This window comes from Kineococcus lubricus (assembly GCF_050871965.1).
In the GTDB taxonomy this organism is placed as follows: domain Bacteria; phylum Actinomycetota; class Actinomycetes; order Actinomycetales; family Kineococcaceae; genus Kineococcus.
This window is the reverse complement of the sequence record NZ_JBJLSK010000020.1, coordinates 1-17705: the sequence shown is the minus strand read 5'-3', so window position 1 is coordinate 17705 and position 17705 is coordinate 1. Positions and strand designations below refer to the sequence as shown.

Genomic DNA, 17705 nt, shown 5'->3' with positions numbered 1-17705 from the left:
GCCGCGGGTCAGGGGGTGACGGTGAGGACCGGCTCGGTGCGCCCGGAGGTCAGCGCGGCGGTCGCGGCCTCGGCGACGGCCTGGGCGACGAGGCCGTCGGCCAGCGACGGTGAGGGGGCGACGCCCTCGCGCACGGCGGTGACGAAGGCGTCCAGCGCGGCGGCGTAGGTCGGGCGGACCCGCTCGAACCACCCGGGGTGCAGGCCGTCCTCGACGACGCGGCCCGCGCCGTAGCGGGTCACGGCGCCGTCGCGGTGTCGCCGCGCCTCGGCCATGCCGGCCGACCCGTGGACCTCGATGCGCTCGTCGTAGCCGTAGGCGGTGCGGCGCACGCAGTCGATCTGCACGAGCGCGCCGGTCGACATCCGCACGGAGGTGACGGAGGTGTCGACGTCGCCGTGCTCGGTGATGCGGGGGTCGGCCAGGGCGGCGCCGAGCGCGGTGACCTCGACGGGTTCGGCGCCGGTGATCCAGCGGGCGAGGTCGAAGAAGTGCACCGCCTGGTCGCGCATCTGCCCGCCGGAGACGGCGACGTACTCCAGCGGCGGCATGGAGGGCCCGCGGCTGGTGAGCTGGACGAGTTCGACGTCGCCGAGGTCGCCGGACCGCACGAGCTCGCGCAGGTGGGCGTAGTCGCGGTCGAAGCGGCGGTTGAAGTCGACCATCGCCGGGACGCCGCGGGCCGCGACGTGCGCGCTGACCTCGCGGGCGCGGTCGAGGTCGAGGTCGACGGGTTTCTCGCAGAACACCGCGAGCCCGGCGTCGGCCGCGCGGCGCAGGTGGGCCGCGTGGGTGTCGGTCGAGGAGGCGATGAGGACCGCGTCGAACCGCGCGGGGTCGAACGCGTCGTCGAGGGAGGCGACGACGCCGGTGCCGTGGCGGTCGGCGACCGAGCGTGCGCGGGTGGTGTCGACGTCGAACACGTCGAACCGCACGTCGGGGTGGGCGGCGAGGTTGACGGCGTGGACGGACCCGATGAATCCCGCACCGATGAGGGCGACGCGCATGCTGGAGGCTCCTGGAGGACGGCCGGTGGACCGGTCCAATGTAGGGGTGCGGCGCGGGTCCGGGCAATCGCCGCGGACCCGTCCGCGGCGGTCGGCGGGAGGACCAAGGACCCTCGCGGCCCCGGCCGGCCGCGCGCACGCTGGTGCCGTGGACGAACTCACCGACCTCGGCCCCGACGCCTGCCGCGCGCTGCTGGGCACCTGCGGGGCGGGCCGGGTCGTCTACACCGAGCACGCGCTGCCGGCCGTCGTCCCCAGCCGCTACGTCGTCCGGGGAGGCCGGCTGTGGTTCCCCGTGCCGTGGTGGACCGCCCTGGCCGGCCACGCCGACGGGGCCGTCCTGGCCTTCCACACCGACCGGTTCGAGACGGCGTCGCGGGCCGGGTGGAGCGTGACGGTCCTCGGCCCCTGCCGCACCGTCCCGGCCCTGGCGGCCCCCCGGGCGGCCCGCGACCTCGCCCCGGGGGAGCCGGTCATGGCGCTGGACGTGGTCGGCCTGCGGGGCCGGGGGCTCGGCACCGCCCGGCTGGACGTCCCGCCCGCCCGGGCGGCCCGGGCTGGGGTGCCCGGGTGACCGGCCGCCCGCGGCGCCTGGCCGGCGCCGACTGCCGCCGGTTGCTGGGGGAGTCCGGGGTCGGGCGCCTGGTGTTCACCGAGGACGCGCTGCCCGCGGTGGCGACCCTGAACTACGCGGTCCGCGGTGGTGCGCTGCACTTCCGGACCGCGGCCGGGACCGCGGTGGCCCGCTGCGCCGGGAACGCCGTCGTGGCCTTCAACGTCGACTCGAGCGTCGACCCGACCCTCGACCCGACCGTCGACCCGAGCGTCGACCCGAGCGTCGACCCGAGCGTCGACCCGAGCGTCGACCCGGCCGGGGGTGACCCGCCCGGGGGTGCGGCGTGGAGCGTCACGGTGACGGGGCGCTGCCGCCGGGCCGACCCGGGGGAGGACGTGCGCTCGGCGTTGCAGGCGTGGGCGCCGGGACCGCGCGAGGAGTTCTTCCGCGTCGACCTCGCGCTGCTGGAGGGGTTCTCGCTGGGGTGAGGCGGGGACGGCCCGCCGGCGGCCCGCCGGCGGCCCGGTGGCGCCCGGCGGTGCGCTCGGGCGGCGATCGGGACCCCTTCCGCAAAATTGTCCTCATGTCCTAACATGACTGGACCATGACGATCGGTCGTCACGTCGCCAGGCCCAGCTACGACGCTGTCCCGCCGGCTCCCGGCCGGTCCGCCGTAAGCGACAGGAGGACCCCATGACGCTGCTGCACCAGGACGCGCCCGAGACCACCACCGAGGTCGTCCCCGCCACCCTCCGCGCGGCCCGCCAGACGCCGACCGCGCTGTGGAACGACTCCGCCGACCCCACCGAGCTCGGGACCGCGATCCGCGAGTACGGCGCGGTGGGCGCCACCTGCAACCCCGTCATCGCCCTGACCTGCATCAAGCAGGACCCCGGCACCTGGGTGCCGCGGCTGCGCGCCCTGGCCGCCGAGCACCCCACCGCGGGGGAGAACGCGCTCGGCTGGCTCGCCGTGGAGGAGCTGTCCCGCAACGCCGCGAAGCTGCTCGAGCCCGCGTTCGAGGCCAGCGGCGGCCGCAACGGCCGGCTGTCGGTGCAGACCGACCCCCGCCTGCACCGCGACCCCGAGGCGCTCGTCGAGCAGGCCGTGCACTTCTCGCAGCTGGCGCCCAACACCATCGTGAAGATCCCCGCCACGAAGACCGGCATCGAGGCCATCGAGGAGGCCGCCTACCGCGGCGTCTCGATCAACGCGACCGTCTCCTTCACCGTCCCGCAGGTCGTGGCCGTCGGGGCCGCCATCGAGCGCGCGCTGGACCGCCGGGCCGCCGACGGCCTGCCCGAGCAGGAGTTCGGCCACGTCGTGACCCTCATGGGCGGGCGCCTGGACGACTGGATGAAGGCCACCGTGAAGCGCGACCACGTCATGGTCGACCCCGGGGTCCTGGAGTGGGCCGGTGTCGCCGCCCTCAAGCACGCGCACCGGGTCTTCACCGAGCGCGGCTACCGCTCGCGCGTGCTGTCCGCGGCCTTCCGCAACCACCTCCAGTGGTCCGAGCTCGTCGGCGGCGACCTCGTCGTCTCCCCGCCGTTCCAGTGGATCAAGGACATCAACGACGACGACGTCCCGTTCCGCACCGACGCCATCGACCAGCCCGTCGACGAGACGACGATGCGCGTCCTGCGCACCAAGGTGCCGGACTTCAACCGCGCCTACGAGGTCGACGGCATGGCGGTGGAGGAGTTCGAGCGGTTCGGGGCCACCGTCCGCACGCTGCGCCAGTTCCTCGACGCCGCCGCCCAGCTCGACGCCCTCGTGCGGGACATCATCGTCCCCGCCGTCTGAGGACGCGCTCCCGGAACCCCGTCGCGGGAGGCGCTCTGCGCAGGAACACCTCCCGCGACGGCCCGGCCTCGCGGTGCCCGGTGGCGGCCCGTCACCGGCGGGCTGACCGGGTGGCGCGGTACCGCCGAGCGGGTGAGCCGCGGTCGAGACCGCGCCGGGCCCGCTCGACAACCACCGTGTGCAGCAGCAGAACCACGCCGTCGCGTCCTGGTGGCGCCACCTCACCCCCGCCCTGCGGGAGGACCTCCTGGACCTGGGGCCGGGGGAGTTCCTGCCCGGCCACCTCGCCCGGGACCTGCGGTCCTTCGGGGTCCACGTCGACGACCTCGCCGTGGCGCTGCGGCTGCACGGCAGCACCTACGCCGTGCACGCCCAGCCGCCCGTCCTCGTGGCCTTCCTGGCCGCCGAGCGCGCCTGGGAGCAGGGCTGGCGGGAGGACTGACCCGGCACCCGCGTCAGGCGCCGAACGCGGCCTCGAAGCACGCCAGCGCCGTCTCCCGGGCCCGGCGCAGCCCGGTGTCCAGGTCCACCGCCCGGTGCTCCTCGGACAGGATCTCCACCCCCCACGGCCCCCGGTAGCCCAGGTCGTGCAGGACGCGCAGGAAACCGGGGACGTCCTGCGCCCCCTCGCCGCAGTAGCGGCGGCGGTCGCGGGTGTCCTCGAACAGGGTCCCGACCGGGGCGGCGTCGGCGTCGTCCAGCTCGACCTGGAACACCTGCTCGGGCGTCAGGGCCCGGGCGAGCTCGTCCAGGCCGGTGCCGGCGCGCACGACGTGCCAGTGGTCGACGGCCAGGCCCACCGCCGGGTGGTCGACCCGCCGCACCAGGTCCGCGCCCGCGGGCAGCGAGGACACGGCGGCGAACGGCAGCGGTTCCAGCGCCACCCGGGTCCCGTGGTCTGCGGCCTCCGAACCCAGCCGCCGCAACGGTTCCACCAGCGGTTCCAGGTCGGTCCACGCCGGCCCGAACGCCGTCCCGGCCTTCACGACGGGGGAGCCGAACACCTCCGCCGCCTCCAGCAGCATCGACCACCGGTCCCGCCAGGCCCCGTCCTCGCACCACCAGTCGGTGACCAGCTCCACCTCCACGTGCTCCAGCCCGGCGGCCCGGGCGTGGTCGGCGACGGCCCGGAGACCCGTGGTGCGCCGGACCACGTCGAGGTCCTCGTGGGCCAGCCCCAGACCGGCCCAGCCGCCGCGGGCGACGGCGTCGATCCGCGCGAACGCCGAGTGCGGCGACACCTCCGAAGGGTCGCCGGGGCGGGCCGGGCCGGACGTCGTCCAGCAGGTGGCGATGAGCTGCGGGGTGTCCACGGGAACCTCTCGGGCGGTGGGGCGGGCCGGTCGACGGTACCGGCCGCGGGCGACGTCCCCCCGGGGGATGACCCCGGGCGGCCGCGGGGGGCCCCGGGGGGAGCGGCGATCCCCGACCGGGGACGGACGCCGGACCCGGCCCCCGCCCGCGATCCTGGGCGGGAGGTCGCCGCCGGGGCGACCACCCGGAGGGCCGGACGTGGACGACGTGGACACGGTGCAGCGCAGCGCGACGCGGCGGCGGGGTTCCCCCGCCGCCCCCGCTCCCCGGGGCGCCGGGCGCGTCCCGGGCGCGGTCGCCACCTGGGTGTTCCTGCTGTCCGGGCTCGCCTCGGTCGCCATGGCGGTCCACGCCCCGCTGTCGGACCGGGCCTCCTCGGCCCCCGCGGTCGTGGCCGACGTCGTGTTCGCGACGAGCTGGCCGAGCCTGGGGTACGGCACCGTGCTGCTGCTGCTGGCCCGATCGCTGGGGCAGCGCAAGCGCGCGGCCTGGTGGACGGCGGTGGTCGTGACCGGCCTCAACGCGCTGTTCAACCTCGCGTGGTCCCTCACCGGCCCCGACTTCCCCGCCCCGGCGCTGCTGGCCGTGCAGTCCGCCGTGCTCGCCGTCCTCCTGCTCTCCCGCGGGGAGTTCACCGTCCTGCCCTCCCGGCGGGGGGTGCGCCGGGCGCTGCTCGTCGGGGGCGGGGCGAGCGCGGTGTGGCTGCTGGCGGGCACCGGCCTGGTGCTGCTGGCCGAGCAGACGAGCGGGGCGCCGCTGGTCCGGCTCTGGTACGCCGCCGCCGGGACGCTGGTGTCGGTCGACACGTTCGTCGTGTTCCCCGACGGCGTCCTCGTCCCGGGCTGGGTGGACGTCGCGCTCAACTCCGCCGGCACCGTCCTGGTGCTGCTCGTCACCTGCTCCCTGTTCCGGCCCGCGGCCGACCCGGCGGCCCTGGGGGCCGACGAGGAGCGGCTGCGGCACCTGCTGGCCACCGAGGGCGAGGGTGACGCGCTGGGGTACTTCAGCCTGCGCCGCGACAAGACGGCCGTGTTCGCGCCCAACGGCCGCGCGGCCGTGGTGCACCGGGTCGTCGGCGGGGTCAGCGTCGCCGGCGGGGACCCGGTGGGGAACGTGACGTCCTGGCCGGCGGCCGTGGAGGCCTGGCGCGACCAGCTCGCCGCGCACGCGTGGGTCCCGGCCGTCGTCGGCGCCTCCGAGGCCGGGGCCGCCGTCCACCACGCCGCCGGCCTGCAGGTCCTGGAGGTGGGGGACGAGGCGGTGCTCGACGTGGACGCCTTCAGCCTCCAGGGGCGGGCCCTGCGCGGGGTGCGGCAGGCCGTGAACCGCGCCCGCCGGGCCGGGGTCGAGGTGAGCGTCCGGCGTCAGGTGGACGTCCCCGCCGGCGAGCTGGAGGAGCTCGCCTCCGCGGCGGTGGCGTGGCGCGAGGGCCGCGAGCGCGGGTTCTCGATGGCCCTGGGGCGGCTGGGCGACAGCGCCGACCCCGACCTGCTGGTCGCGGCCGCGCGCGGCGGCGACGGGGCGCTGCTGGCCGTGCTGACGTTCGTCCCCTGGGGTGTCCACGGCGTCTCGCTGGACCTGATGCGCCGCGACCGGCAGGCCCCCAACGGGACCGTCGAACTCGTGGTCACCGAGGTCGTCGAGCACGCCCGGCGCGACGCGCTGCAACGGGTCTCGCTGAACTTCGCGGTGTTCCGGTCGGTGTTCGACCGGGGCTCGCGGCTGGGTGCCGGCCCCGTCCTGCGGCTGTGGCACCGGGTTCTGGTGGTGTTCTCCCGGACCTGGCAGCTGGAACAGCTCTACCGCAGCAACGCCAAGTACCGGCCCCGCTGGGTGCCCCGGTTCGTCTGCTTCCACCGCACGTCCGACCTGCCCCGCATCGGCCTGGCGGTGGCGCGGGTCGAGCAGTTCCTGCCCTCGCGGCGGGGCTGACCCGGCCCGGGTTGGCAGCCCGGCCGGCAGGGACCAGGATCGACGGACCACCGGCGGCACGGGAGGAACGCGATGGCGACGACGAGGGCGACGACGAGGGCGACGACGAGGGCGACGAAGGAGCACGGCGACCCGGAGGACGGCGGCGCGGGCCGCGTCCCGCGCAAGGCGTACGAGGCGCGCCTGCTGGAACTGCAGCGCGAACTCGTCGTCCTGCAGGACTGGGTGGTGCGCACCGGCAGTCGCGTCGCGATCGTCTTCGAGGGCCGGGACGCGGCCGGCAAGGGCGGGGCGATCAAACGCATCACCGAGTACCTGAACCCGCGGACCGCGCGCATCGCGGCGCTGCCGGCGCCCAGCGAGCGGGAACGGGGGCAGTGGTACTTCCAGCGGTACGTGGCGCACCTGCCGACGGCGGGCGAGATCGTCCTGTTCGACCGGTCCTGGTACAACCGGGCGGGCGTGGAGCGCGTCATGGGTTTCTGCACCCCGGCCGAGCTGGAGACGTTCCTCACCCAGGCGCCGGAGTTCGAGCGGATGCTCGTCGACGACGGGATCCACCTGCTGAAGTACTGGTTCTCGGTCAGCGACGCCGAGCAGGAGCGGCGGCTGCGCTCGCGGCTGGAGGACCCGATGCGGCGGTGGAAGCTGTCGGACCTGGACCTGGAGTCGCGCCGGCGGTGGGTGGAGTTCTCCCGGGCCAAGGACGAGATGTTCGCCCGCTGCGACACGCCGTTCGCGCCGTGGTGGGTCGTGGAGGCCGACGACAAGCGGGCCGCCCGCCTGAACTGCATCTCGCACCTGCTCGACCAGGTGCCCTACGAGGAGCTGCAGCCGCGGAAGGTGACCCTGGGGCGGCGGCCGGCGGCGGGGGAGTACGTGCGCCCGCCCCGCGAGACGTTCCGGTACGTCCCGGACGTGGCCCGCGCGCTGCGCTGAGAACGCGCTACCCCAGGTCGAGGCGCTCGGTGACGACGTCGCCGACGTGCAGGTGGACGTGGACCGCCTCGCCGGGCGGGCTGAGGGGACCGAGCAGGTCGTCGAGGGCGGCCAGGACGACGCCGCGGACGGTCGCGGCCGCGGTGGGCAGGTGGGTGCCGAAGAGGGCGGCGACCTCCACGGTGACGCCGGTGAGGGTGTGCCGCTCGTCGGTGGCGCACAGCAGCGACGTGACGCTCACGTCCCGGACGTGGTCGACGGCGGTGCGCAGCTGCGTGACGACGACGTCGGTGGTGACCAGGAACTCCCCGAGGTCGTGACGGCCGCGCACGGGGTCGGAGGGGCGGTGGGCGCGACGGGCCAGCGCGAGCAGGTCGGCCCGGACGGCCTGCCAGCCGGTGGGGGTGTGGCGGCGCAGGGCGAGGGTGGCGTCGGCCAGGACGCGGGCGCCGCGCCCGCTGCTCGTCTCGTTCACCGCCACTCCTCCAGCGCGTCGGACAGGGTCGTGCGGGCCCGTTCGAGCAGTCCGCGGACTGCCGCGGTGCTGGTGCCCAGCACCGTGGCGATCTCGGCGTAGGACAGGTCCTCCACCTCCCGCAGCAGCCAGGCGGTCCGCTGCCGGGGTGGGAGCAACCGTAACGCCACGTCGAGCGCCTGTCGCAGGGCCGACTCCACGCTCGTCCGCTCCGGATCGGCGCGCAGGTCGCGCAGCTGGTCCACCACCTCCTCGACGGGGACGAACGGCCGGGAGCCGGACGCGGGCCAGCGCCGCAGCCGGGCGAAGGCGGCGTGCCGGGCCAGCGTGAACAGCCAGGTCCGCAGGCTCGCGTCGCCGCGGAACCCCGGCAGGCCGCGCCAGGCGGCGAGGAAGGTGTCCTGGAGGCAGTCGTCGACCTGGTCGCGGTCGTCGAGCAGGCGGCCGGCGTACCGGGCCAGGGCGGGGCCGTGCCGGTCGACGATCGCGGCGAACGCCTCGCGGTCGCCCAGACCCGCCCGCCGCGCGAGCACGTCGTCGGCGCGCGGGTCCCCCGCGGGGTCGGTGTCGCTCACGCCGTGCTTCTCCATCGTCCGGTCGTCGTAGTGGGTGGAAGCGGAGCACGGGTGGGGTGCGGGCGCGACCGGAGCTCGACGGTGTGACGCGGGTCACGTCGTTGAGGCCGTGACGATCCGGCGCCCGGGCGCTCCAACCCTGCGTACGCACGAGCCCCGGCCGCCCGGCCGGACCCACCGAGGAGGACCCGTGACCGACACCACCAGCACCCGCCCCGCCACCGTCACCCAGACCAGCGCCGCGCACGGCACCACCGGCGCCCGCCCCTCCGGCCTGGTCAGCGACCACGGCGCCACCACCATCGCCGACACCGTCGTGTCCAAGATCGCCGGGATCGCCGCCCGTGACGTCTCCGGCGTCTTCGCCCTGGGCGGCGGCGCCGCCCGTGCCGTGGGTGCCCTGCGCGAACGCATCCCCGGCGGCCGCGTCAACCACGCCCAGGGCGTGTCCGTCGAGGTCGGCGAACGCCAGGCCGCCATCGACATCGAGCTCATCGCCGAGTACGGCGTCGCCATCAGCGACCTCGCCTCCGCCGTGCGCCGCAACGTCATCGCCTCCGTCGAGCGCATGACCGGGCTCGAGGTCACCGAGGTCAACCTCGAGGTCGCCGACGTCCACCTGCCTGAGGAGGACAGCGACGACGAACCCCGCACCGTCCGCGTCCAGTGAGCCGGGGGAACCGGTGAACCCCGGAGGAGCGGACGCCGCCGAACTGGCCGACGCCCTCGCCCTCACCGTCCAGCGGGTCCCCGGCGTCGCGCGGCTGAACGCCGGTGCGCTGCAGGAGATCGGCACCTACCTGCCCGGCCGACGGGTCGCCGGTGTCCGGCTCCCCGGGACGCTCACCGCCGGCCCGGACGCCGAGCCGGTCGAGGTCCACGTCGTCCTGCACCCCGGGGCGCCCGTGCGCGACACCGCCCGCGACGTCCACGCCGCCGTGGCCGGCGAACTGGCCCGCCACCACGTCGAGGTCCCCGTCCGCGTCCACGTGGACGACCTCGCCGACTGACCCCCGTCCACCTCTCCCCCCGGGAGTACCTCGTGTCCTCGTCCACGACCGGCCTGCTCGCCGGTCTCCTGCTCGCGCTCATCGCCGGGGTGGCCGGGCTCGGCTGGTTCCTGCTCGCCCTGCTGTTCGCCGCGATCGGCTACCTCGTCGGCGCGCACCTCGAAGGGCGCATCGACCTGCTCGCGCTGCTGCCGGGCCGGGGACGGGGCTGACCGTGCCCACCACCGTCGCCCCGCCCCGTCCCGGCGAGACCACCGCCGACCCCGGCGACCGCGGCCGGCTCGTCGTCGCCGACCGCGTCGTCGTCCGCGTCGCCGCCGCCGCGGCCGCCACCGTCCCCGGCAGCGTCCGCACCCGCGACGCCGACGCCGCCCGGACCGGCGCCGACCGCTCCGTCGGCGCCCGCGTCGGCGCCCGCGTCGGCACGGCCGTCGACTCCGTCCTGAACCGCTCCTACCCGGTGGCCGAGTGCACCCGGGCCGGGAACCGGGTCCGCGTCGGGGTCCAGGTCGCCGCGCAGTGGCCCACCCCCGCCGCCGACCTCGCCGCCCGCGTCCGCACCGAGGTCGTCGACCAGCTGTCCCGGCTCGCCGGGGTCGTCGTCGACTCCTGCGACGTCACCGTCGCCGACTACGTGCGGTCCCGCCCGCGGGGCGGGAGGGTCTCGTGAGCGCCCCGTCCGGCGGGCACCCGCTGCCTCCCGCCGCCCGCCCCACCGGGGCCGGCCGCGTCGGGGTCGTCGGGCCGCTGCTCGCCCTCGCGCTGCTGGCGCTGGCCGTCGTGGCCGCCCGCGAGGCCCTCGTGGCGCAGGACCTGGCCACCGGCCTCACCGGCGGCCGGTCGTGGGCCGCGCCGGTGCTCGACGCCGCCGGCGGGCTCACCCCGACGGCCGGTCTCACCGCCGCCGGGGTCGCCCTCGCCCTGCTGGGGGTCTGGCTGGTCCTGACCGGCCTGGCGCGCCGCTCCCGCCGCACCGTCGGCATCGCCGGGACCCCCGCCGCCACCACGACCACGCGCGACGTCGCCCGGCTGGCGACCGGCACGGCCCGGCAGCAGGACGGCGTCCTGAGCGCCTCGACCCGCGCCGGCCGCCGCACCGTCGACGTGTCCGTCACGGCCACCACCACCGCCGTCCGCGACACCGTGACGGCCGCGGTGACGGCGTCCCTGACGCACCTGGACCCTGCACCGCGGGTCCGGGTCAGCGTCTCCGCCCCGTCCGGGACCGGACGCGGCGCCCGAGGAGGTGCACGGTGAAGCGCAGCGTCCTGGCGGTCGACCGGCTGGTCGCCGTCGTGCTCGGGCTCGTCCTCGTGGCGGCCGGGACCCTCACCGCCGCCTGGGGCAGTGGGCAGCTGTCCCGCTGGTGGCCGCAGGCCCCCGACCGGCTCGACCTCGGCGCCGCCCGGGACGCCGTGGACGCGGGCTGGTTCGGCGCGGCCTGCGCCGGCGCCGCCCTCGTCGCCGCCGTCCTGGCCGTGTGGTGGCTGCTCGCCCACGTCCCCCGCCAGGGTGTGAAGACCCTCGGCCTGCCCGGCTCCGGCCCCGGCGGACAGCTGCGGCTGAGCGCGGGGGGGCCCGCCGACGCGGCCGCCGAGGAGTTCGCCCTCACCCCGGGCGTCCGCTCCGCCAGCGGGCGCACCCTCGACGACCGCGGCGAGCTCGTCGTGGAGCTGCGCGCCCTCGTCGAGCCCACCGCCGACCTGGCCGTCGTGGCGCGCGCCGCCGAGGAGGTCAGCGCCCAGCTGCGCCAGGTGCTCGGGCGCGAGGACGCCCGCGGCCGGGTCCGGCTGTCCGTGGCCCGCAGCGACCGGTCGCAGCGCGTGCACTGACGACGCCGCACCCGTGCCGCAGGTGGGAGGAGGTCGCCGTGGACGAGGTGGGACCCGGGCGGGCCGCGCTCGACGCGCAGGACCGCCGGCTCGTCGCGCTGCTGCGGACCGGGTGCGGCGCCACCGAGGCGGCGCGACGGCTCGGGACGAGCACCGCGCAGGTCGCGGCCCGGCTGAGGGGGTTGCGCACCCGGCTCGGGGTCGGCAGCACCCGGGCGCTGCTGATGGTCCTCGCCGAGCCGGGGGACTGACCCCGACGTCCACCCGCTGCCGTCGGGTGCGGCAGGGCCGGGACCGGTGTCCGGCGCGGGACCGGCCGGGTCAGCCCGCGAGCGCCAGGGCGCCGACGGCGAGGACGGCTCCCACCAGGGCCCCGGCCACGACCTGCGCCGGGGTGTGGGCGCCCACCCGGACCCGCGCGGCCGCCACCCACGGCACGGCCAGCAGCGCGGGCGCGGCGGCCGGGGCCAGCCCGGTCAGCACGACGGCCGAGGCCGCGACCGTCAGCGCGTGCAGCGAGATCTTCCAGGACTTCGACACGAGCAGACCGACTGCGGCGCACCCGGTCATGAGGCCGAGCAGGACCAGTGGCGCGGTGGGGGCGCCCAGCGCGCGCAGCAGCGCGCCGGTCAGGACGGTCAGGCCCACCACCATCGCCAGCAGCGGCGGGCGGTCCTGGCGGCGGGGGACGTGCATCGAGGCGTACCGGCCCCGGCGCACGCCGCGGGCCACGACCGCGTGCGGCACGACCGCGCACAGGACGGTGACGGCCAGGCCGTGCAGGGCGCCGCGCCAGGCCGGGACGGTGGTGAGCGCGCAGACCAGCGGCGGCATCACCGCGGCCAGGACCCACGGGGCGAGCAGCTCGCCGGCGAGGTGGGCCCAGCGAGGGGTGCCCGCCCCAGCCGGGGGTGGTGCTGAGGGCACCGCGGCCTCCTGTCGCCGGTCCGGGGAACGCGAAGGCCCCCGACCGGAACCGGTCGGGGGCCTTCACGTCGGTGCGCCACCATGGACTCGAACCATGAACCCGCTGATTAAGAGTCAGCTGCTCTGCCAATTGAGCTAGTAGCGCGTGCGAGAACAACTTTACCAGAGCGGGAGGGGTCTCCCGACCAGGCGTGAGGGTGGCGGGCCGGAGCTTCCCCACACCGACCCGCCGGGAACGACCTTACCAGGGATCGAACAGGTGTTCGACCCCTGGTGGCTCGTGCCGGTGACGCTCGGGGGAGAGGTGCTCGTCACCCGAGCGTCACCGGTGTGCCGTCAGGCGCGGGGCAGGGTGAAGGTCGCGACCAGCTCGTTCAACTCCGCCGCCGAACGCGACACCTCACCAGCAGTGGTCGCCGTGTGCGTGGCCCCCGACGTCGTCTGATCAGCCGCCGCCGCGATCCCGGAGATGTTCGAGGCGATCTCCTGGCTGCCGGTGGACACCTCCGTCACGTTGCGCACCATCTCCGAAGTGGTCGCCGACTGCTCCTCCACCGCCGCCGCGATCGTGGCCTGCAACCCGTCGATCCGCGCGATCACCTCGGTGATCTCCGTCAACGCCCCGGCGGCGGCGGTGGCGTCAGCCTGCGTCGCGTCCACCTTCGAGATGATCTCCTCGGTCGCCCGCGCGGTCTGCTGCGCCAACTCCTTGACCTCACCGGCCACCACCGCGAAGCCCTTGCCCATCTCCCCGGCCCGCGCCGCCTCGATGGTGGCGTTCAACGCCAGCAGGTTCGTCTGCTCGGCGATGGAGGTGATCAGCTTGACCACCTCACCGATCTCCCGGCTCGAAGCCGACAACCGCTCCAGGGTGTCCCCAGCCGCCCCGGCAGCCGAGACCGCGCTGGCGGCGGTCGAAGACGCCTCAGCGGTGGAGGAGGCGATCTCCCGGATCGCCGAGCTCATCTGGTCCCCGGCCGCAGCCACCGTCCCGATGTTCGCGCTGATCTCCTCCGTCGCCGCCGAGACGACCTGAGCCTGGGTGGCGGCCTCCTCCGCCCCCGACGACAGCTGGGTGGCCACCGTGGTCAGCTCCTCACTGGAAGCAGCCAGCGTGGTCGCGTTGCCGGCGATGCGGCGCATCGTCTCGGTCAGCCGCTCGGTGGTGGTGTCCAGCGCCGCGGCCAGCTGACCGACCTCGTCGCGGGTCTCGATCCCCACGCGCTGGTCCAGGCGGCCTTCGGCCAGACCCCGCACCACGTGCAGGACCTTGGCTAGCGGACCGGCCACCGACCGGGCCACCACCACGGCCACCACCACGGCCACCACCAGCGCGACCGCACCGATGACCAGCAGCAGCGTGACCGCGGCGTGGTAGTCCGACGAACCGTCCGCGGCCATGTCCGCGGCGGTCTTCTTCTCGGTGTCGCTGATCTTGTCGATCTGGGCGAACACCTCCTTGGTGATGGGCGTGGTGGTGCTGGCGCGGTAGTCGATGAAGCTGGCCACGTCTCCGGCCTTGGCGAAGGTGATCAGCTGCTCGCGCGCGGTGCGGTACTTCTTCATGAGGTCCTCGACCTCGGCCCGCTCGGCCTCGGGGGCCGAGGGGGAGCTGTCGAGGTACGCCTGCCACGCGTCGTCGTAGACGGCGTCGTCGGCCGTCATCTGCTGCAGCTGCTTGTCGGTGTCGGCCGGGTTCTGGGCCAGCGCGGCGTTCGCGATGTCCTGACGCAGCGTCGCGTAGGCGAACTTGACGGTGGCGATGGTGTCGACCGAGGCGATGCCCGACGTCGACATCGTGGAGAGGTTGGCCTGGGAGGAACCCAGCCGGTTGATGCCGAGGGCGACCACGGCCATCAGCAGGAGGCAGACGACGCCGAAACCGGCGAACAACTTGGAAGCGACTCTCAGGTCGCGCAGGTGGGTGAGCACTCTCACCCATCGGCGTGATCGCGGGAGAACTTGAAGGGGCCTGGGTGTAGCGTGCGCGCGCTCAGGCGGGCAGCACGACCACGCCGTCGTCGTCGGACCACAGCCGGTGCCCCGGGACGAAGGTGCAGCCGCCGAACTCCACCGGGACGTCCTCCTCGCCCGCGCCGGTCTTGGCGCTCTTGCGGGGGTTCGACCCCAGGGCCTTGATGCCCAGGGCGACCCCGGCCAGGACCGCGACGTCGCGCACGGCGCCGTGGATCACGACGCCGGCCCAGCCGTTGCCCGCGGCGATGTCGGCGATCATGTCGCCCATCAGGGCGGTGTGCAGCGAGCCGCCGCCGTCGACGACGAGGACCTGCCCGTCGCCGGGCCGGCTGACGACCGACTTCAGCAGGGCGTTGTCCTCGAAGCAGCGGACCGTCCGGACGGTGCCGCTGAAGGCGCGGTGGCCGCCGAACTGCCGCAGCGGGGTGTCGCAGGAGCCCAGCCGCTCGCCGTGCTCGTCCCACAGGTCGGCGGTGGCGAACGGTGCGGTGGGGGACTGGGCGGGGTTCGTCACGGTGATCGGCTCCTCGTCGGGTGGTGGGGGTGGGGGTCGGGACCGTCAGGCCGAACCGGTCGCCGCGCCCGGTGCCGCGTCCGGTGCCGGGTGGTCGGCCGTGGCGGGGGCCGCGTGCGGTTTCGCCAGCCGCCAGGCCGACTTCGCGCCGAGGCTGGTCTCGATGTGCGCCAGCATCACCCGGGCGGCGCCCTCGCTGTCGCCGGCGGTGATGGCCTCGAGCAGCTGGACGTGCTCGGCGGCCTTCATCGCGCGTTCCTCCGGGCTCCGTTCGACCTCGAGCCCGTGCAGGCGGTAGCGGTCCGCGGTGTCCCACAGGCCGTCGAGGGACTCGATGAGGATGGCGTTGTGCGAGGCGCGGTAGACCGCCGTGTGGAAGCGGCGGTGGTGGGCGAGGTGCTCCCAGGTGGGGTGGCCGGGCAGGGCCTCCAGCCCGTCCAGGGCCGCGCGCATCTCGACCAGCTCGGCGCGGGTGCGCCGTTCGGCGGCCAGCGCGGCGGCCATCGGGTCCAGGGAGCGGCGCATCTCGAGCAGGTCGCGGGCCTCGGTGGCGTCGAGCTGGCTGACCCGGGCGTCGCGGTGGGCGTCCAGCTCGACCAGCCCCTGCTGCTTGAGCCGGCGCAGGGCCTCGCGCAGCGGGGTGGTGCTGATGCCGATCTCGCGGGCGAGGGCCGCCTGGTGGATCACCGTGCCCGGTTCCAGCTGCCCGGACAGGATGAGCTCGCGCACCTTGGTGTAGGCGAAGTCGCTCTTGGTGGCGAAGGCATCCGCGGTGACGCTCATGGTGCTCCTGTCTCGTTCCTGGCTATAACCGTAGCGCGTCGGAGGGCGCTGGTGCACTCGTGTTGAGCAGGGAAGACGTCCCAGGGCGTTCCCCCGCCCGGGCTACGGGAGCTCCCCGTCGTTGACGGCACCGGGGCTTCGTTATAACCTGCCTCCAGTGCCGCGGCGAAGAAGCCCTCTGGACTGCGGCTGCGACACCACCCGGGCTGTCTGCGCGGGCACCGGTGGCCGATGTGCGCCACGGGTCCGGCACCAGCCCGCCCATCCACCCACGTCCCCCGCTGCGACGGCGGGACGTCCCTCCCGCCCGTTCCCCATCCTCCCGGCCCACCCGCCCGTCGTGGTCGTCCGACCACGCCGGGCGGGTGGATCGCCTCGAACACCCAAGGAGCGACGTTGCTCGCAGTTCTAGGCTTCGCCACGCTGATCTCGTTCATGATCGTGGTCATGCGGCGCTGGGCCACGGCGTTCGTCGCCATCATCGCCGCCCCCATCGTCTTCGCCATCATCGCCGGGCGCGGTCTGGACCTGCCCGACATGATGGAGGTCGGCCTCGAGACGACCGCGCCCACCGCGGCGCTGCTGCTGTTCGCGGTCCTCTACTTCGGTCTGATGATGGACCTGAAGCTCTTCGACCCGATGACGAACTTCATCCTGCGCGTCTCCAAGGGCGACCCCCTGCGCATCGTCGTCGGGACCGCCGTGGTCGCCCTGGCCGTCGCGCTGGACGGCGACGGCACGACCACCTACATGATCGTCTGCTCGGCGTTCATCCCGCTGTACCGGCGCCTGGGCATGAACCCCCTGGTCATCGCCGTCCTGGCGACGATGTCGCTGGGCCTGATCTCCGGGTCGACCCCGTGGGGCGGTGCCGCCACCCGCGCCATCAGCGTCATGCACCTCGACGCCGGCGACTACTTCGTCCCCCTCATCCCCTCGCTGGCGCTGACCGCGGTCTGCATCCTGCTCGTCGCCGTCGTCCTGGGGCTGCGTGAACGCCGCCGCGTCGACGCCGACAAGATCGTCGAGCTCGCCGCGGAGCTGCGCGCCGGTTCCACCGGTTCCGGTGGGGTCGCCACGCTGCTCGGTGGCGGCGGGGCGGGCACGGGCACCACGACCGGTCCGGGCGGGACGGCCGGCGCGACCGCCGCCCCGGCGCGCCTGGGCTGGCGCTACTGGTTCAACCTGGCCCTGACCGTCGTCCTGCTCACCCTGCTCGTCCTGGACCTCGCGCCGCTGGTCATCCTGTTCATGGTCGCCTTCGTCATCGCGCTGCTGGTCAACGTTCCGACGCGGCACGAGCAGGGTGAGCTCATCAAGACGCACGGCGCCAACGCCGTCCCCGTCGTGATCCTCGTCCTGGCCGCCGGCATCTTCACCGGGATCCTTTCCGAGACCGGCATGATCACCGCGATGGCCGAGTCGCTGCTGTCCGTGGTGCCCGACTCCCTGGGGGCCCTCGTGCCCCTGTTCACGGCGCTCATCGGGATCCCGCTCAGCTTCTTCATGTCCAACGACGCCTACTTCTTCGGCATCCTGCCGGTGCTGGCCGAGTCGGCCTCCTCCTACGGGATCCACCCGATGGAGATCGCCCGGGCCGGCGTCGTCGGCCAGATGGCCCACATGATCGGGCCGGCCTCCGCGCCGCTGTGGGTCCTGCTGGGCCTGCTGAAGAAGGAACTCGGCGACTTCCAGCGGTTCGCCTTCGGGTGGGTCCTGCTGATGTCGCTGGTCTTCACCGGTTTCTGCGTCCTCACCGGGGCGATCTCCATCCCCCTGTGACCCGCCGGGGGCGCCGGGACCGCTGGCGCCCCCGCCCACCACGTCCACCTCGTTCTCCGAGCAGTCCACACGCGGAGCGTCAACGACTCCGCGTCAACAGATGGGAAGAACCACGATGGCCTCGAACACCACCTCCACCGCCGGCGCCAAGCAGTACTCCCTGGGGGTCCTGCACGGCGACGGCATCGGCCCGGAGATCGTCCCCGCGTCCGTGAAGATCCTCGACGCGGCGATGGCCGCCGCCGGCGCGGCCCCCATCGCGTGGACCGAACTGCC

22 protein-coding genes and 1 tRNA gene are annotated in these 17705 nt (G+C 75.1%); 14 read left to right on the top strand and 9 right to left on the bottom strand.

The window, feature by feature from the left end; genetic code table 11:
- Positions 1 to 8: 8 nt before the first annotated feature.
- Positions 9 to 1007, bottom strand: a complete 999-nt coding sequence (locus ACRYRX_RS15775; protein WP_432513231.1) for a Gfo/Idh/MocA family protein — start codon at positions 1005 to 1007, stop codon at positions 9 to 11.
- A gap of 148 nt (positions 1008 to 1155) precedes the next feature.
- Here ACRYRX_RS15775 and ACRYRX_RS15770 point away from each other — a divergent pair, with 148 nt between their 5' ends.
- The 4 genes from ACRYRX_RS15770 to ACRYRX_RS15755 all read left to right on the top strand — a co-directional run bounded on the left by ACRYRX_RS15770 (position 1156) and on the right by ACRYRX_RS15755 (position 3811).
- On the top strand, positions 1156 to 1581 hold the full coding sequence (locus ACRYRX_RS15770; RefSeq protein WP_432513230.1) for a pyridoxamine 5'-phosphate oxidase family protein: 426 nt from the start codon (positions 1156 to 1158) through the stop codon (positions 1579 to 1581).
- Positions 1578 to 2051 (top strand): pyridoxamine 5'-phosphate oxidase family protein, encoded by a 474-nt coding sequence (locus ACRYRX_RS15765; protein ID WP_432513229.1) that lies wholly within the window; start codon positions 1578 to 1580, stop codon positions 2049 to 2051. The genes ACRYRX_RS15770 and ACRYRX_RS15765 overlap by 4 nt, the downstream gene beginning before the upstream one ends.
- Positions 2052 to 2256: 205 nt before the next feature.
- Positions 2257 to 3369: a transaldolase family protein gene (locus tag ACRYRX_RS15760; RefSeq protein WP_432513227.1), complete on the top strand. Its 1113-nt coding sequence runs from the start codon at positions 2257 to 2259 to the stop codon at positions 3367 to 3369.
- Positions 3370 to 3547: 178 nt separating this feature from the next.
- Complete coding sequence (locus tag ACRYRX_RS15755; RefSeq protein ID WP_432513226.1) at positions 3548 to 3811, top strand: hypothetical protein; 264 nt, start codon at positions 3548 to 3550, stop codon at positions 3809 to 3811.
- A 13-nt stretch (positions 3812 to 3824) separates the two neighbouring features.
- Here the strand turns inward: ACRYRX_RS15755 and ACRYRX_RS15750 are convergent, their stop codons facing one another.
- Positions 3825 to 4682 carry a sugar phosphate isomerase/epimerase family protein gene (locus ACRYRX_RS15750; RefSeq protein ID WP_432513224.1) on the bottom strand — a complete coding sequence of 286 codons (858 nt, stop codon included), beginning with the start codon at positions 4680 to 4682 and terminating at the stop codon, positions 3825 to 3827.
- Positions 4683 to 4881: 199 nt separating this feature from the next.
- Between ACRYRX_RS15750 and ACRYRX_RS15745 the strand changes: the two genes are divergently transcribed.
- Both ACRYRX_RS15745 and ppk2 read left to right on the top strand, forming a co-directional pair.
- The gene (locus ACRYRX_RS15745) at positions 4882 to 6615 is read left to right on the top strand and encodes a phosphatidylglycerol lysyltransferase domain-containing protein (RefSeq protein ID WP_432513222.1); all 1734 of its coding nucleotides are present in this window, start codon (positions 4882 to 4884) and stop codon (positions 6613 to 6615) included.
- Positions 6616 to 6687: 72 nt separating this feature from the next.
- The gene (gene ppk2 / locus ACRYRX_RS15740; protein WP_432513220.1) at positions 6688 to 7554 is read left to right on the top strand and encodes a polyphosphate kinase 2; all 867 of its coding nucleotides are present in this window, start codon (positions 6688 to 6690) and stop codon (positions 7552 to 7554) included.
- 7 nt (positions 7555 to 7561) lie between these two features.
- On the opposite strand, the gene ACRYRX_RS15735 is transcribed toward ppk2, so the two are convergent.
- Together ACRYRX_RS15735 and ACRYRX_RS15730 are read right to left on the bottom strand one after the other, a co-directional pair.
- Complete coding sequence (locus ACRYRX_RS15735) at positions 7562 to 8029, bottom strand: hypothetical protein (RefSeq protein ID WP_432513219.1); 468 nt, start codon at positions 8027 to 8029, stop codon at positions 7562 to 7564.
- Entirely contained in the window at positions 8026 to 8604 is a 579-nt protein-coding gene (locus tag ACRYRX_RS15730) for an RNA polymerase sigma factor (protein ID WP_432513217.1), read from the bottom strand. The genes ACRYRX_RS15735 and ACRYRX_RS15730 overlap by 4 nt, the downstream gene beginning before the upstream one ends.
- Before the next feature lie 190 nt (positions 8605 to 8794).
- Between ACRYRX_RS15730 and ACRYRX_RS15725 the strand changes: the two genes are divergently transcribed.
- The 7 genes from ACRYRX_RS15725 to ACRYRX_RS15695 are packed head-to-tail and all read left to right on the top strand — an operon-like array spanning position 8795 to position 11697.
- Positions 8795 to 9274, top strand: a complete 480-nt coding sequence (locus ACRYRX_RS15725; RefSeq protein ID WP_432513216.1) for an Asp23/Gls24 family envelope stress response protein — start codon at positions 8795 to 8797, stop codon at positions 9272 to 9274.
- Between the two features lie 13 nt (positions 9275 to 9287).
- Positions 9288 to 9614, top strand: coding sequence for a hypothetical protein (locus tag ACRYRX_RS15720; RefSeq protein WP_432513215.1), 327 nt, complete (start codon positions 9288 to 9290; stop codon positions 9612 to 9614).
- 32 nt (positions 9615 to 9646) lie between these two features.
- Positions 9647 to 9826 (top strand): DUF2273 domain-containing protein, encoded by a 180-nt coding sequence (locus tag ACRYRX_RS15715; RefSeq protein ID WP_432513213.1) that lies wholly within the window; start codon positions 9647 to 9649, stop codon positions 9824 to 9826.
- A 2-nt stretch (positions 9827 to 9828) separates the two neighbouring features.
- On the top strand, positions 9829 to 10284 hold the full coding sequence (locus ACRYRX_RS15710; protein WP_432513212.1) for a hypothetical protein: 456 nt from the start codon (positions 9829 to 9831) through the stop codon (positions 10282 to 10284).
- Complete coding sequence (locus ACRYRX_RS15705) at positions 10281 to 10871, top strand: DUF6286 domain-containing protein (protein ID WP_432513211.1); 591 nt, start codon at positions 10281 to 10283, stop codon at positions 10869 to 10871. The genes ACRYRX_RS15710 and ACRYRX_RS15705 overlap by 4 nt, the downstream gene beginning before the upstream one ends.
- Positions 10868 to 11446 carry a hypothetical protein gene (locus ACRYRX_RS15700; RefSeq protein WP_432513209.1) on the top strand — a complete coding sequence of 193 codons (579 nt, stop codon included), beginning with the start codon at positions 10868 to 10870 and terminating at the stop codon, positions 11444 to 11446. The genes ACRYRX_RS15705 and ACRYRX_RS15700 overlap by 4 nt, the downstream gene beginning before the upstream one ends.
- A 38-nt stretch (positions 11447 to 11484) precedes the next feature.
- Entirely contained in the window at positions 11485 to 11697 is a 213-nt protein-coding gene (locus tag ACRYRX_RS15695; RefSeq protein ID WP_432513208.1) for a hypothetical protein, read from the top strand.
- A 70-nt stretch (positions 11698 to 11767) separates the two neighbouring features.
- Here ACRYRX_RS15695 and ACRYRX_RS15690 read toward each other — a convergent pair whose 3' ends face one another.
- The 5 genes from ACRYRX_RS15690 to ACRYRX_RS15670 all read right to left on the bottom strand — a co-directional run bounded on the left by ACRYRX_RS15690 (position 11768) and on the right by ACRYRX_RS15670 (position 15647).
- Positions 11768 to 12373, bottom strand: a complete 606-nt coding sequence (locus ACRYRX_RS15690) for a phosphatase PAP2 family protein (RefSeq protein ID WP_432513206.1) — start codon at positions 12371 to 12373, stop codon at positions 11768 to 11770.
- 72 nt (positions 12374 to 12445) lie between these two features.
- Positions 12446 to 12518, bottom strand: a tRNA-Lys gene (locus tag ACRYRX_RS15685).
- A gap of 191 nt (positions 12519 to 12709) precedes the next feature.
- Entirely contained in the window at positions 12710 to 14311 is a 1602-nt protein-coding gene (locus ACRYRX_RS15680; protein WP_432513205.1) for a methyl-accepting chemotaxis protein, read from the bottom strand.
- Positions 14312 to 14366: 55 nt separating this feature from the next.
- Entirely contained in the window at positions 14367 to 14864 is a 498-nt protein-coding gene (gene rraA, locus ACRYRX_RS15675) for a ribonuclease E activity regulator RraA (RefSeq protein ID WP_432513203.1), read from the bottom strand.
- Between the two features lie 45 nt (positions 14865 to 14909).
- Positions 14910 to 15647: a GntR family transcriptional regulator gene (locus tag ACRYRX_RS15670; RefSeq protein ID WP_432513201.1), complete on the bottom strand. Its 738-nt coding sequence runs from the start codon at positions 15645 to 15647 to the stop codon at positions 14910 to 14912.
- Positions 15648 to 16043: 396 nt separating this feature from the next.
- Here ACRYRX_RS15670 and ACRYRX_RS15665 point away from each other — a divergent pair, with 396 nt between their 5' ends.
- On the top strand, positions 16044 to 17429 hold the full coding sequence (locus tag ACRYRX_RS15665; RefSeq protein ID WP_432513200.1) for a CitMHS family transporter: 1386 nt from the start codon (positions 16044 to 16046) through the stop codon (positions 17427 to 17429).
- Positions 17430 to 17705 lie beyond the last annotated feature (276 nt).